Source organism: Streptomyces sp. NPDC046712, from assembly GCF_040645695.1.
GTDB lineage: Bacteria > Actinomycetota > Actinomycetes > Streptomycetales > Streptomycetaceae > Streptomyces.
On record NZ_JBEYYW010000003.1, the window covers coordinates 103,086 to 116,542 of the forward strand.

Annotated in this window: 13 protein-coding genes; 4 read left to right on the forward strand and 9 right to left on the reverse strand. The window is 71.7% G+C overall.

What is annotated here, in order from left to right; translation table 11 throughout:
• Nucleotides 1-56: 56 nt before the first annotated feature.
• Nucleotides 57-410 (forward strand): hypothetical protein, encoded by a 354-nt coding sequence (locus ABZ939_RS04965; RefSeq protein WP_361849418.1) that lies wholly within the window; start codon nt 57-59, stop codon nt 408-410.
• Between the two features lie 51 nt (nt 411-461).
• Here ABZ939_RS04965 and ABZ939_RS04970 read toward each other — a convergent pair whose 3' ends face one another.
• On the reverse strand, nt 462-2,261 hold the full coding sequence (locus ABZ939_RS04970; RefSeq protein ID WP_361849420.1) for an NHL domain-containing thioredoxin family protein: 1,800 nt from the start codon (nt 2,259-2,261) through the stop codon (nt 462-464).
• Between the two features lie 159 nt (nt 2,262-2,420).
• On the opposite strand from ABZ939_RS04970, the gene ABZ939_RS04975 reads away from it, so the two are divergent.
• Nucleotides 2,421-2,906, forward strand: coding sequence for an LURP-one-related family protein (locus ABZ939_RS04975; RefSeq protein ID WP_361849422.1), 486 nt, complete (start codon nt 2,421-2,423; stop codon nt 2,904-2,906).
• Between the two features lie 11 nt (nt 2,907-2,917).
• Here ABZ939_RS04975 and ABZ939_RS04980 read toward each other — a convergent pair whose 3' ends face one another.
• Nucleotides 2,918-4,120, reverse strand: coding sequence for an aminotransferase class I/II-fold pyridoxal phosphate-dependent enzyme (locus ABZ939_RS04980; RefSeq protein ID WP_361849424.1), 1,203 nt, complete (start codon nt 4,118-4,120; stop codon nt 2,918-2,920).
• A 251-nt stretch (nt 4,121-4,371) separates the two neighbouring features.
• Entirely contained in the window at nt 4,372-5,169 is a 798-nt protein-coding gene (locus ABZ939_RS04985) for a carbon-nitrogen family hydrolase (protein WP_361849426.1), read from the reverse strand.
• A gap of 155 nt (nt 5,170-5,324) precedes the next feature.
• Between ABZ939_RS04985 and ABZ939_RS04990 the strand changes: the two genes are divergently transcribed.
• Nucleotides 5,325-6,152, forward strand: coding sequence for a maleylpyruvate isomerase family mycothiol-dependent enzyme (locus ABZ939_RS04990; RefSeq protein ID WP_361849428.1), 828 nt, complete (start codon nt 5,325-5,327; stop codon nt 6,150-6,152).
• Between the two features lie 48 nt (nt 6,153-6,200).
• Here the strand turns inward: ABZ939_RS04990 and ABZ939_RS04995 are convergent, their stop codons facing one another.
• The 3 genes from ABZ939_RS04995 to ABZ939_RS05005 all read right to left on the reverse strand — a co-directional run bounded on the left by ABZ939_RS04995 (nt 6,201) and on the right by ABZ939_RS05005 (nt 8,669).
• Complete coding sequence (locus ABZ939_RS04995) at nt 6,201-7,514, reverse strand: MFS transporter (RefSeq protein WP_361849430.1); 1,314 nt, start codon at nt 7,512-7,514, stop codon at nt 6,201-6,203.
• On the reverse strand, nt 7,511-8,152 hold the full coding sequence (locus tag ABZ939_RS05000; RefSeq protein WP_361849432.1) for a GntR family transcriptional regulator: 642 nt from the start codon (nt 8,150-8,152) through the stop codon (nt 7,511-7,513). Before ABZ939_RS05000 ends, ABZ939_RS04995 begins: the two co-directional genes overlap by 4 nt.
• 124 nt (nt 8,153-8,276) lie before the next feature.
• Nucleotides 8,277-8,669: a helix-turn-helix domain-containing protein gene (locus ABZ939_RS05005; RefSeq protein WP_361849434.1), complete on the reverse strand. Its 393-nt coding sequence runs from the start codon at nt 8,667-8,669 to the stop codon at nt 8,277-8,279.
• Nucleotides 8,670-8,779: 110 nt separating this feature from the next.
• On the opposite strand from ABZ939_RS05005, the gene ABZ939_RS05010 reads away from it, so the two are divergent.
• A complete protein-coding gene (locus ABZ939_RS05010) occupies nt 8,780-9,625 on the forward strand; it encodes an NAD(P)H-binding protein (RefSeq protein ID WP_361849436.1) in 846 nt (281 codons plus the stop codon).
• An 87-nt stretch (nt 9,626-9,712) separates the two neighbouring features.
• Here the strand turns inward: ABZ939_RS05010 and ABZ939_RS05015 are convergent, their stop codons facing one another.
• Genes ABZ939_RS05015 through pdhA form a run of 3 tightly spaced genes read right to left on the reverse strand, consistent with a single transcriptional unit; the run spans nt 9,713 to nt 13,270 of the window.
• Entirely contained in the window at nt 9,713-11,092 is a 1,380-nt protein-coding gene (locus tag ABZ939_RS05015; RefSeq protein WP_361849966.1) for a dihydrolipoamide acetyltransferase family protein, read from the reverse strand.
• Between the two features lie 31 nt (nt 11,093-11,123).
• Nucleotides 11,124-12,104: an alpha-ketoacid dehydrogenase subunit beta gene (locus ABZ939_RS05020; RefSeq protein ID WP_361849438.1), complete on the reverse strand. Its 981-nt coding sequence runs from the start codon at nt 12,102-12,104 to the stop codon at nt 11,124-11,126.
• Between the two features lie 2 nt (nt 12,105-12,106).
• Entirely contained in the window at nt 12,107-13,270 is a 1,164-nt protein-coding gene (pdhA, locus tag ABZ939_RS05025) for a pyruvate dehydrogenase (acetyl-transferring) E1 component subunit alpha (protein ID WP_361849439.1), read from the reverse strand.
• Between the last annotated feature and the right edge of the window lie 187 nt (nt 13,271-13,457).

Below are 13,457 nucleotides of genomic sequence, written 5' to 3' on the forward strand. Positions count from 1 at the left end.
CGGCACCGCCGAGCGCGAAACATCCACGAAAGGCCCCTCCTGGCAGCCTCGACCTCATGGAGCGTCAGGTTCGCCCGGAAGGGCCCTCACGGGCGACGTTCGCCGCCGGTCTCACCGTCGCCGTGCTGCTCGGCACGGCGACGGCCGGCGCCGTCGTCGCACGCTACGACGAACGCCCGCCATGGGGCACGGACATCGCCTATGAGGGCGGATACCTCCAGGCCGTCCGCATCCGCAAGAGCGACCTGGACGGCGAGCGAACCCGCGCCCTGCTGGCCGGGGAGTGCGCGGCCATGGAACGCCGGGGCATGGGCGGCGACCGTGCCGTCCACGACCCGCCGGCCTGGGTGACCGGCTGCCTGGACGGCGCGGCGGGCCGCCCGTCGAGGAACCAGGGGTTCGTCCGCTAGGAGTGTCCGGCGGATCAGGGTCGGACAGACCGCGGGCCTGGGCCCCGGTCCCTAGGCGTCCATCCCGGCGAGGATGAGCGGGAGCCGCTGGACACCCTGCGCCGTGACCTTCACCGGAACACCCCAGTCCTGCTGGTGCACATGGCAGGCCGGGTACTCGTTGGCCGGGTCGTCGTCGCAGGACGCCGCCATCGCCGACACATGGAGCACACCCTCGGTGATCTCCGGGTTGAGGTCCAGCTCCCGGAAGAGGTCCGTGCCGGTGCCCTCGCCGGCGAGCAGCAGCTCGGGCGGGGTCGAGGAGACGAGGAGCCGGGTCGAGGGACCGTAGCGCTCGTCCAGCTTCTGGCCCGTCGGCGCCTGGAAGACGACGTCGAGCCGGAGCCGGCCGGGTGCCACCTCGGTGGCCTCGCGCTGCGTGCGGTGGGCGACCGCCTCGACCTGGACGGCCTCCTCGGGCAGCCGCAGGCGGGTCAGTCGGTGCCGGGCCGACTCGACGACGACGATCTCGTCCCCGACGAGCACGGCGTCGCTCGGCTCGCGCAGATCGGTGGCGAGCGTCGTCACCTCGCCCGTCGCCGGGTCGAAACGGCGCAGGGCGTGGTTGTACGTGTCGCTGACGGCGACCGAACCGTCGGGCAGAGCGGTCACGCCCAGCGGGTGCTGGAGGAGCGCCTGGTCGGCGGCGCCGTCGCGGTGGCCGAAGTCGAAGAGGCCGGTGCCGACAGCGGTGTGGACGACGCCCTCGGTGTCGATCCAGCGCACGGCACTGGTCTCCGAGTCGGCGATCCACAGCCGGTCCTCGGTGGCGGCGAGCCCGGACGGCTGCGCGAACCAGGCCTCGGCGGCCGGCCCGTCGACGAGCCCTTCGTTGGTCGTACCGGCCGCGACCTCGACGGTCCGCGTCGCGGGGTCGTACGTCCACAGCTGGTGGACACCGGCCATGGCGATCCACACCTTGCCCTGCCACCAGGCCACGTCCCACGGCGAGGAGAGGTCGACCTCGAGGGCGGGCCCGGAGGTCGGGGACCCCTGCCACCACTGCTTCCCGGTGCCGGCGAGCAGCTGGATCGCGCCGCTCTCGGGGTCGTAGGTGCGCAGCGCGTGGTTCACGGTGTCGGCGACGACGACGGTACCGTCGGGGAGCACGGTGAGCCCCTGCGGCTCGCGGAACTCGCCGTCCCCGATCCGCCGCACCACGGTCTCGCCGTCCGGGGCCAGCTCGACGAGCTGGTGGCGGGTGGTGTCGGAGACCAGGAAGTTCCCGGAGGGCAGCAGGACGGCCTTGCCCGGGAACCGCAGATCGGTCGCGACCGGCTCCGGTGCCACGTACGGCCCGTCCCCGCGCCGCAGCGTCCCCTTGGCCGCGTGCTCGGCCTCCAGCTCCTCGACGAGCGTCCGGATCGCGTTGGCGTGCCCCTCACCGGCGTGCTGGGCGACGACGTACCCCTCGGGATCGATGACGACGAGCGTCGGCCAGGCGCGGACCGCGTACTGCTTCCAGGTGGCGAGCTCGGGGTCGTCGAGAACGGGGTGGTGGACCTCGTACCGCTCGACGGCGTCGACGACGGCCTGGTGCTCGGCCTCGTGCACGAACTTCGGGGAGTGCACGCCGATGATCACCAAGGTGTCGCGGTGCTTCTCCTCCAGCTCACGGAGCTCGTCGAGGACATGTAGGCAGTTGATGCAACAAAACGTCCAAAAATCGAGCAGAACGATCTTTCCTCGCAGGTCGGCGAGGGTCAGTTCGTCTCCACCGGTGTTCAGCCAGCCGCCCTTGCCGATGAGCTCGGGGGCGCGGACACGGGCACGGCGGGGCGCAGGGGTGGGCGCCGGGGCGGCATCGTTCATGGTTCAAGCTTGCCATCCGGGAGCGTGCACCCCGGTCGCGGGCGCCACCGCCCACACGATCCGGCGGCGCTCGGCGCCGTCGAACCCGACCCCGGCCCTGCCGCGCCGGACCCCCACCCGCCTGCGTGAACCAGGGACCGCCGGGGAAGCCCTGACCGTATGAAATACCTCGTACGGGACAAAATCTTCGCCATCGGTGACGACTACTGGATCGAGGACGAGAGCGGCCGCCATGCCTTTCTCGTCGACGGCAAGGCCCTGCGGGTGCGCGACACCCTGGAGTTGAAGGACCCGCAGGGTCAGGTGCTGGTCACGCTGCGGCAGAAGATGTTCAGCCTGCGGGACGCGATGACGATCGAGCGGGACGACCGTCCGCTCGCCACGATCCGCAGGAAGCGGCTCTCGCTGCTCCGCAACCACTACCGGGTCACGCTGGTGGAGGGCACCGAGCTCGACGTCAGCGGCCGGATCCTGGACCGCGAGTTCACCGTCGAGTACGACGGCGAACTCCTGGCCCACATCTCCCGGCAGTGGTTCCACGTCCGGGACACCTACGCCGTGAACGTCGTCCGTGACGACGCCGACGCGGCGCTGCTGATCGCGGTCGCGGTGTGCGTGATCCGAATGGCGGAACGGGAGGACTGACCTGGCCGCTCCTAGGCGGCCTTCGCCGCCACCTCCAGGGCCTGCTCCAGGTCCGTCCACAGGTCGTCGACGTGCTCGATGCCGACGGACACCCGTACGGTCCCCGGGCCGATGCCCGCCGCTTCCAGGGCCGCCGCGTCGAGCTGGCGGTGCGAGGTGGAGGCCGGGTGCATCACCAGGGTCTTCACATCGCCGAGCGAGGGGCTCAGCGAGGCCACCCGGACCGCCCCCACGAACGCACGGCCGGCCTCCCGGCCGCCCGCGAGGTCGAACGAGATCACCCCGCCGCCGCCCTTCGGCAGCAGCCGCCGGGCGACGGCCTCGTCGGGGTGTCCGGCCAGGGCCGGGTGGAGCGCCGCCGAGACCGCGGGGTGCGCGGCGAGCCGGCCGGCCAGGTCGAGGGCGTTCGCGCACTGCCGCTCGATCCGCAGCGGCAGGGTCTGCAGGCCGCGCAGGGTCAGCCAGGCGGCGAACGGGTCGGTGGACGCGCCCAGTTCGATCGCGTAGTGGCGGACCCGGTCGTACAGTTCGGCGTCCTTGAAGACCGCGATGCCGCCGAGGACGTCCGCGTGCCCGGCGAGGTACTTGGTCGCGGAGTGGATGACGATGTCCGCCCCGTACTCGATCGGCCGGAAGAGCAGTGGCGAGGCGAAGGTGTTGTCCACGGCGCTCGGCACGCCCGCCTCCGCGGCGACGGCGATCAGGGCGGGCAGGTCGCCGACCCGCGTCGTCGGGTTGGCGATGGTCTCCAGGTACAGCAGCCGTGTCTCGGGGCGCAGCGCACGGCGTACCTCCTCCGGGTCCGTCCCGGAGACGTAGGTGACCTCGACGCCCCAGCGTTCGGTGAGGTCGGTGAGGACCGCGTACGTACCGCCGTAGAGGCAGCGCTGGGCGACGACGTGCCCGCCGGCGGAGAGCAGTGCGAGCAGGACGCCGTTGATGGCGCCCATGCCGGAGGCGTACGAGAGCCCGGCGGCCCCGCCCTCCAGGCGGGCGACGGCGTCCTCCAGAGCGCGGACGGTGGGGTTGCCGAAGCGGTTGTAGAGGAAGGTGTCGGGCGCGTGGAAGGCGTCCGCCATCGCGTCGGCGCTGTCGAAGGAGAAGATGTGCCCCTGGTACAGGGGGACGCTCATCGGCCGGCTGCCGGTGATCTCCGGCTGGGGAGGGTGGACGGCGAGGGTCTCGGGACGGAGGGCTCCGGTGTCGTCGCTCATGGCGTCAGTGAACAGGGACCAAGCCGGCGAACCCCAGATCCAATCCCGCCGGATTGGTCCGCCCGCTCGCCCTGGGGACGGCCAGGTCACCCGCCCGCCCTGGGGACGGCCGGGTCCCACGCTCGCCCTGGGGGAGGCCGCCCCGACCACACCCCGCTCGACCGACCCGTCCGGCGGGCTCGGGTCTTGACCTGTCGTCAGGGCGCACGCCCCTCGACCGCCGTCAGGCCCGTCGACGCCTCGACCCGCCGTCAGGCCCGTTCCGGCCGTGCCACGCCCAGGACCCGGTCCTTCAGTGCGGGGAACTGCTCCCTGGTCGTCGTCACCTTCGCCGCGTCGAGCTCGACGCGCAGGATCTCCTCGCCGGGGCCCGCCTCGGCGAGGACCTCGCCCCACGGGTCCACCACGATCGAGTGCCCCGCCTGTTCCACGCCCGCGTGGGTGCCCGCCGTGCCGCAGGCCAGCATGTACGCCTGGTTCTCCACCGCCCGCGCCTGCGCGAGGAGCGTCCAGTGGGCGCGGCGGCGGGCGGGCCAGCCGGCCGGGACGACGAACGCCTGCGCGCCCGCGTCGACCAGCCCCCGGAACAGCTCCGGGAAGCGCAGGTCGTAGCAGGTGCCGACGCCGACCGTCAGTTCCGGCAGAGCCACCGTCACCAGCTCGTCCCCCGCCGCCATCATGACGGCCTCGCCCTTGTCGAAGCCGAAGCGGTGGATCTTGCGGTACGCGGCGGCGAGTGTGCCGTCCGGGGCGAGGACGAGCGAGGTGTTGTAGAGGGCTCCGCCGGCCGCCTCGACGATCGACCCGGCGTGCAGCCAGACCTCCGCGTCCCGGGCCGCCGCCGCCATCGCCCGGTAGGTCGGGCCGTTCAGCGGCTCGGACTCGGCCGCGAAGGACTCGTAGGCGAACGCCCCCATCGGCCACAGCTCCGGCAGGACGACGAGGTCCGCGGCGCCGCGCTCCTGCCGTACGAGACCGGCCACCCGCGCTCGACGAGATTCGACCGATTCGTCCGGGTCTACTGCGATCTGGATCAGCGAGGCGCGCACACTACCACCGTCCTGGCATTCGAGCCGTCAACACGGGCCTACGATCGTCACACGAAAGCACTGCCGGGGTGCCTTCGGGCAGCGTAACTTAGCGTCCGAGCCTCCCACGCAGTCTTGTTTTCAGCCCGCGCACCGCAGAACCGCCGAGGGGTCCCGTGACCGTCCATCCCAGCCTTCAGACCTACGCCGACGCCTGGACCCACTCCATCGAAGCGATATCCGAGCTGGTGCAGCCGCTCGTGGAAGGCGAATGGAACCGCGCGACACCGTGCCCGGGCTGGTCGGTGCGCGACATCGTGTCCCATGTGATCGGCATGGAGTGCGAGATGCTCGGCGATCCGCGGCCCATCCACTCGCTGCCGCGTGATCTCTACCATGTGCGCAGTGAGTTCGCCCGCTACATGGAGATGCAGGTCGATGTGCGGCGGCACCACACCGGCCCGGAGATGACCTCGGAGCTGGAGTACATCCTGATCCGCCGCGCGCGCCAGCTGCGCAACGAGAACCGGCAGCCCGACCATCTGATCCGCGCCCCGCTCGGCGCCGAGCAGACCTTGGAACTGGCCTACCGGATGCGCGCCTTCGACGTCTGGGTGCACGAGCAGGACCTGCGCACCACGCTCGGCCGGCCGGGCAACCTGGACTCCCCCGGCGCCCACGTGACCCGTGACGTCCTCCTGGAGGCGCTGCCGAAGGTGGTGGCCAAGGACGCGGGCGCGCCGACGAGCTCGGCGGTCGTCTTCGACGTGCACGGGCCGGTCGAGTTCCTGCGGACGGTCCGGGTGGACGCGGACGGCCGCGGGACGGTCGACGGGGCGCCCTCGCTGGGTCCCCTGGCGACGCTGGCGCTGGACTGGGAGACGTACGTCCGGCTGGCCTGCGGGCGGGTCCGGCCGGCCGACGTGGCCGACCGGATCAAGACCGAGGGCGACGTCGACCTGGCCCAGGCGATCCTGGACAACTTCACGGTGACGCCCCGGTAGTCCCGCGCCAGGGCGGGTGCGTGCACGGCCTCGACGCGGAGCCCCGCGCTAGGCCGGTACGTGCACGGCCTCGACGCGGCTGGCGACGAGGCGTTCCTTCTCCCTGCGGGCCGTACGGGCCTTCAGGCGCAGGATCTGTACGACGCCGAGCGCCTCCAGGACGAAGACGGAGGAGAAGGCGATCCGGTAGTTGTCCCCGGTCGCGTCGAGGAGGACGCCGACCGCGAGCAGGGTCGTCATCGAGGCGATGAAACCGCCCATGTTGACGATTCCCGAGGCCGTTCCCTGACGTTCCGGCGGGTTGGCGGGGCGGGCGAAGTCGAAGCCGATCATCGAGGCGGGCCCGCAGGCGCCGAGGACCGCGCAGAGGGTGATCAGCAGCCACATCGGGGCCCGGTCGCCGGGGTACGCGAGGGTGGCGGCCCACAGCAGAGCGGTCGCCGCGACCGTGCCGAGCGCCAGTGGGGCCCTTGCCGCGTGGTGGCGGGCGATGATCTGCCCGTACGCGAGCCCCACCACCATGTTGGAGAGCACCACGAGCGTCAGCAGCTCGCCGGCGACTCCCCGGGACAGGCCCTGGTCCTCGACCAGGAACGGCAGGCCCCACAGCAGCAGGAACACCATGGCGGGGAACTGGGTGGTGAAGTGCACCCACATGCCGAGCCGGGTGCCGGGCTCCCGCCAGGACTCGGCGATCTGGCGGCGGACGAACGCGGGGCCGGCGTGCGCGGCAGCCGGGGGCTCGTGGCCCTCGGGGTGGTCCTTGAGGAAGAGCAGCAGCAGGACGAGGACGATCACGCCGGCGACGGCGCTGCCCGCGAAGGCGGCGGTCCACCCGACGCCGTGCAGGAGCCGGGCGATGACGATCGTGGAGACGAGGTTGCCGGCCATGCCGACCAGGCCGGCGAGCTGGGCGATCAGCGGGCCGCGCCGGGCGGGGAACCAGCGGGTGCCGAGCCGCAGCACGCTGATGAAGGTCATCGCGTCGCCGCAGCCGAGCAGCGCGCGGGCGGCGAGTGCCATGCCGTACGAGGGGGAGAGCGCGAAGCCCAACTGCCCGACGGTGAAGAGCACGACGCCGAGGGTCAGCACCTTCTTGGTGCCGAGCCGGTCCACCATGAGGCCGACGGGTATCTGCATCCCGGCGTAGACCAGCAGCTGGAGGATGGAGAAGGTGGACAGCGCGGAGGCGTTGACGTCGAAGCGGTCGGCGGCGTCGAGTCCGGCGACGCCCAGCGACGTACGGAAGATGACGGCGACGAAGTAGACGGCGACGCCGACGCCCCAGACGAGGGCGGCGCGCCTGCCGCCGGGAGGGTCACCGGGCAGGGTGACGGCCGATCCGAAGCCCCGTCCGCTCACCGTGCCTCACCCCGGACCAGGACCTTGACCCAGCTCAGGTGCTGTCGGACGCAGTGCGCCGCGCCCTCGGCGTCGCCTTCGCGGATCCGCTCCAGGATCTCGGCGTGCTCGGTGATGTTCTTGGAGATGCGGTCGGGCTGGGACTGCATCACGGCCACGCCCATCCGCAGCTGACGGTCGCGCAGCTGGTCGTAGAGGCGGGCGAGGATCTGGTTGCCGGCGTGCTTGACGATCTCGGCGTGGAAGCAGCGGTCGGTGACGGCGACCTCGGCGAGGTCGCCCGCCTCGGCCCGCCGCTTCTGCTCCTCCAGGAGCTCTTCGAGCCGCTCGATGAGCGCGGCGGGCGCGGGCACGGCGCGGCGGACGGCGAACTCCTCGACGAGCAGCCGGGTCTCGACGACATCGGCGATCTCCTGGGCGGAGACGGCGAGGACCAGGGCGCCCTTCTTGGGGTAGAGCTTGAGCAGCCCCTCCATCTCCAGCTTGAGCAGCGCTTCCCGTACCGGGGTGCGGGAGACGCCCACGGCCTGGGCGAGTTCTCCCTCGGTCAGCAGCGTGCCTCCCTCGTACCGGCGGTCGAGGACGGCCTGCTTGACGTGCATGTAGACGCGGTCGGCTGCTGGGGGTGCGGATGCCATGCGCACAGCTTAGATACAAGAGGGGTGCATCAGGAGGCCCCGTCCGCGATACGGACGGGGCGGGGCCCTGCGAGGCAGCTCCGGTGGGCTAGGGCCTGTCCGGCCCTGATCCGCCGGACAGGCCCTAGTGGGCCGGATCGGCGTCGTAGACCTGGCGCGCCTCGTCGACCTTCTCCAGGTTCTCGGCGGCCCACTCGGCGAGGTGGGCGAAGAGCGGGGCGAGACTGCGGCCGAGTTCGCTGATCTCGTACTCGACCCGGGGCGGCACCTCCGGGTGGTACGTACGGACGACCAGGCCGTCGCGCTCCAGCTGGCGCAGCCGCTGGGTCAGCACCTTCGGCGTGATCCTGGCGATGGCCCGCTCCAGCTCCACGAACCGTTGCCGACCACGGGCGTTGAGGGTCCACAGGATCGGTGTGGTCCAGCGGCTGAAGACGATGTCCACCACCGGGGCGACCGGGCAGGCGAGTTCCGGATCGGTCGCGGCGGATGCCGCCCATGCGGTGGTCTCTGCCATGTTCGTCCCCTCGAGGTCCCGCGCGATAGTCACTTTCCTCTAGGTACCTACTATACCGAGGCTGTTAGCGTCCCCGACGTCAACCGAACGCAATGACAGGGGAGTTGTCCATGCTGGTAGTGACGGGGGCGACGGGAAACGTCGGCCGATCGCTCGTACAGGTGCTCGCGGCGGCCGGTGAGCAGGTGACCGCGACGTCCCGGGGGATCTCGGACACGGATGTGCCTCCGGGTGTCCGGCACATGCGGTCGGATCTGATCGACGCGGAGAGCCTGCGGCCCGTCCTCGACGGCGCCGACGCGCTGTTCCTGCAGAGCGGCGGCCCCAGCGCGCATCTGCTGAACCCGCACGACGTCCTCGACGCCGCGAAGGCCGGCGGCATCCGGCGGGTCGTGCTCCTGTCCTCCCAGGGTGTCGCGACCCGTCCGGAGTCGGCCTCGCACGGGGACACGGCACGCGCCATCGAGGACGCCGTCCGGGAGTCGGGCCTCGCCTGGACGATCCTGCGGCCCGGCGGCTTCGCCTCCAACGCCTTCGCCTGGGTCGAGTCGGTCCGTACCCGCAGGGAGATCGCCGCGCCGTTCGCCGACACCGGTCTGCCGGTCGTCGACCCGGACGACATCGCCGAGGTCGGTGCCGCGGCGCTGCGGGAGGACGGCCACGACGGGCGGGTCTACGAGCTGACCGGTCCCGTCCTCAGCACGCCCCGGGAACGGGCCGGGGCGATCGCCGACGCTCTCGGGGAACCCGTCCGGTTCGTGGAGCAGACCCGCGACGAGGCCCGGGCGCAGATGCTGAGGTTCATGCCCGAGGCCGTGGTGGAGACGACGCTGACCATCCTCGGCGAGCCCAACCCCGCCGAGCAGCGCGTCAGCCCCCATGTCGAGCAGGTCCTCGGCCGCGCGCCCCGTACCTTCGCCGACTGGGCGCACCGTTACGTCGCCGCGTTCCGATAGGCCGGCGGGAGGAAGCGGAAACGCCCGACCGGGGGAGCCCGGTCGGGCGTTTCACGTGAAACGACGCGCTTGGTCGCCCTTGGTCCGTTACGCCCAGGTGATGAGGCGCTTCGGCTGCTCCAGGATCGCGGCGACGTCCGCCAGGAACTTGGAGCCGAGCTCGCCGTCGACCAGTCGGTGGTCGAACGACAGGGCCAGCGTGGTGACCTGACGCGGCTTCACCTTGCCCTTGTGGACCCACGGCTGGAGCTTGATCGCACCGACCGCGAGGATCGCGGACTCGCCCGGGTTGATGATGGGCGTACCGGTGTCGACGCCGAAGACGCCGACGTTGGTGATGGTGAAGGTGCCGCCCTGCATCGCCGCCGGGGTCGTCTTGCCCTCGCGGGCGGTCGCGACCAGCTCGCTCAGGGACGTCGACAGCTCCGGCAGGGTCTGGGCGTGCGCGTCCTTGATGTTCGGCACGATCAGACCGCGCGGGGTGGCCGCGGCGATGCCCAGGTTGACGTAGTGCTTGAGCACGATCTCCTGGTTCGCCTCGTCCCAGGCCGCGTTGATGTCCGGGTTGCGCTTGACGGCGACCAGGACGGCCTTGGCGATGAGGAGGAGCGGGTTGACCCGCAGGCCCGCCATGTCCTTGTCGGACTTGAGCTCCTCGACCAGCTTCATCGTGCGCGTGATGTCGAAGGTGACGAACTCGGTGACGTGCGGCGCGGTGAAGGCCGAGCCGACCATCGCCGCCGCGGTGGCCTTCCGTACTCCCTTGATGGGGATACGGGTCTCCCGGGCGTCCGCCGACACGGCGGGGGCCGGGACGGCGGCGGGGGCGGCCACGGGCGCGGGAGCCTCGACCACGGGGGCCGGGGCCTCGACCGCCGGCGCGGCGGCCGCGTGGACGTCCTCGCGGGTGATGATCCCGTCCGGGCCGGTCGGGGTGACCGTCGTGAGGTCGACGCCGAGGTCCTTGGCGAGCTTGCGCACCGGCGGCTTCGCCAGCGGCCGGGCGGCTGTGGCGACACCGCCGTGCCCGTTGAGCTCGCCCTGGATCGCGGCGGCGGCCTGCTCGGGCACCGCGGCGGTGCCCGCCGTGGCCCCCTTGCGCGGACGGCGCTTGGTGGAGGTCGCGGCCACGCCGTAGCCGACGAGGACCGGCTGGCGGCCCTGCGGCTCGGGCTCCTCGGCCACGGGTGCCGGGGCGGCCGCCGGAGCGGGAGCCGCCGGAGCGGGGGTCTCCGCCGGAGCGGCGCCACCCACGTTCACCGAGATGATCACCTGGCCGACGTCGACCGTCGTGCCCTCGGGGAAGCACAGCTCGTGGACCGTGCCGTCGAACGGGATCGGCAGCTCGACGGCCGCCTTCGCCGTCTCGACCTCGCAGACGACCTGTCCGTCGGTGACCGTGTCACCGGGCTGGACGTACCACTTGAGGATCTCGGCCTCGGTGAGGCCCTCGCCCACATCGGGCATCTTGAATTCGCGGATCGTCACGGTGCTCTCCTCAGTACGCCAGCGAGCGGTCGACGGCGTCGAGCACGCGGTCCAGGCCCGGCAGGTACTCCTCCTCCAGGCGCGCCGGCGGATACGGCGCGTGGTAGCCGCCGACCCGCAGGACGGGGGCCTCCAGGTGGTAGAAGCAGCGCTCGGTGATCCGGGCGGCGATCTCCGCGCCGGAGCCGTAGAAGACCGGGGCCTCGTGGACCACGACCAGGCGGCGGGTCTTCTCGACTGAGGTCTGGATGGCGTCGAAGTCGATCGGGGACATCGAGCGCAGGTCCAGGACCTCCACCGACTTGCCCTCCTCCTGGGCGGCCGCGGCGGCCTCCAGGCAGACCTTCACCATCGGGCCGTACGCGGCGAGCGTGAGGTCGCTGCCCTCGCGGGCCACCCGCGCCTTGTGCAGCTCGCCCGGGATCGCCTCGGTGTCGACCTCGCCCTTGTCCCAGTAGCGGCGCTTGGGCTCGAAGAAGATGACCGGGTCGTCGCTCTGGATGGCCTGCTGGAGCATCCAGTACGCGTCGGAGGAGTTGGAGGGCGAGACCACCTTGAGGCCCGCGACGTGCGCGAAGAGCGCCTCGGGGGACTCGGAGTGGTGCTCGACCGCGCCGATGCCGCCGCCGTAGGGGATACGGACGACGACCGGGAGCTTGATCTTGCCGAGCGCGCGGGCGTGCATCTTCGCGAGCTGGGTGACGATCTGGTCGTACGCGGGGAAGACGAAGCCGTCGAACTGGATCTCCACGACGGGCCGGTAGCCGCGCAGGGCCAGACCGATCGCGGTGCCGACGATGCCGGACTCGGCGAGCGGGGTGTCGATGACCCGGTCCTCGCCGAAGTCCTTCTGCAGGCCGTCGGTGACGCGGAAGACACCGCCGAGCTTGCCGACGTCCTCACCCATGATGAGGACCTTGGGGTCGGTCTCCAGGGCCTTGCGGAGCGACTCGTTGAGCGCCTTGGCCAGGGGAAGCTTCTGTACGGCCATGGTTAGTTGCCCTCCTCGGCGAAGGACGCCTGGTAGGCGGCGAACTGCGCGCGCTCCTCGTCGACGAGCGCGTGCCCGTCGGCGTAGACATTCTCGAAGATCGCCATGTGGTCCGGGTCGGGCATGGCACGGACGGCCTCGCGGACGCGCTTGCCGAGCGTCTCGCTCTCCTCCTCCAGGGCGTCGAAGAAGGCCGCGTCGGCGTGCCCCTCGCGCTCCAGGTAGACCTTGAGCCGCAGGATCGGGTCCTTCGCCTCCCAGGCCTCGCGCTCCTCGTCGGCGCGGTACTTGGTCGGGTCGTCGGAGGTGGTGTGGGCGCCCATCCGGTAGGTGAACGCCTCGACCAGCGTCGGGCCCTCGCCGCGGCGGGCGCGCTCGAGCGCGGACCGGGTCACGGCCAGGCACGCGAGAACGTCGTTGCCGTCGACCCGGACGCCGGGAAAGCCGAAGCCCTGCGCACGCTGGTAGAGCGGCACCCGGGTCTGCTTCTCGGTGGGCTCGGAGATGGCCCACTGGTTGTTCTGGCAGAAGAAGACGACCGGGGCGTTGTAGACCGCGGAGAAGGTGAAGGACTCGGCCACGTCGCCCTGGCTGGACGCGCCGTCGCCGAAGTACGCGATCACGGCGGAGTCCGCGCCGTCCTTGGCGACGCCCATGGCGTAGCCGGTGGCGTGCAGGGTCTGCGAGCCGATGACGATCGTGTACAGGTGGAAATTGTTGCTGTTGGGATCCCAGCCGCCGTGGTTCACACCACGGAACATGCCGAGCAGGTTGGTCGGGTCGACACCCCGGCACCAGGCGACACCGTGCTCACGGTAGGTCGGGAAGACGTAGTCGTCGTCGCGCAGCGCGCGGCCGGAGCCGATCTGCGCGGCCTCCTGGCCGAGCAGCGACGCCCACAGACCCAGCTCGCCCTGACGCTGCAGCGAGGTGGCCTCGGCGTCGAAGCGGCGGGTGAGGACCATGTCCCGGTAGAGGCCGCGCAGCTCGTCGGCGCTCAGGTCGATGTCGTACTCGGGGTGCTGGACGCGCTCCCCTTCGGGCGTCAGCAGCTGAACGAGCTCGGGCTCGGCGCCCTGGCCCTTCTTGACGCTCGCGCTAGCGGTGCGCTTGGTGCCGCTGCTGCGTCGCGTCGTCTTGCGCGCGGCAGTGCTTTCCACGGTCACGTGCGTGCTCCTCCGTCGGTCCGGCCCCCGGGGTTGCCGGGCAAGGCCAGTGCGGCTCGCCTTATCCGTGCCCGCGCACGGGGTGGGTGCGACTCGGCCGGGGTCGGGCGTGACAGGTGCCCCGGCGAGCGCCCTGTCATAGGCACGTTACCCAGTGCGCCGCATTCCTGCGAAACCCCATTTGACC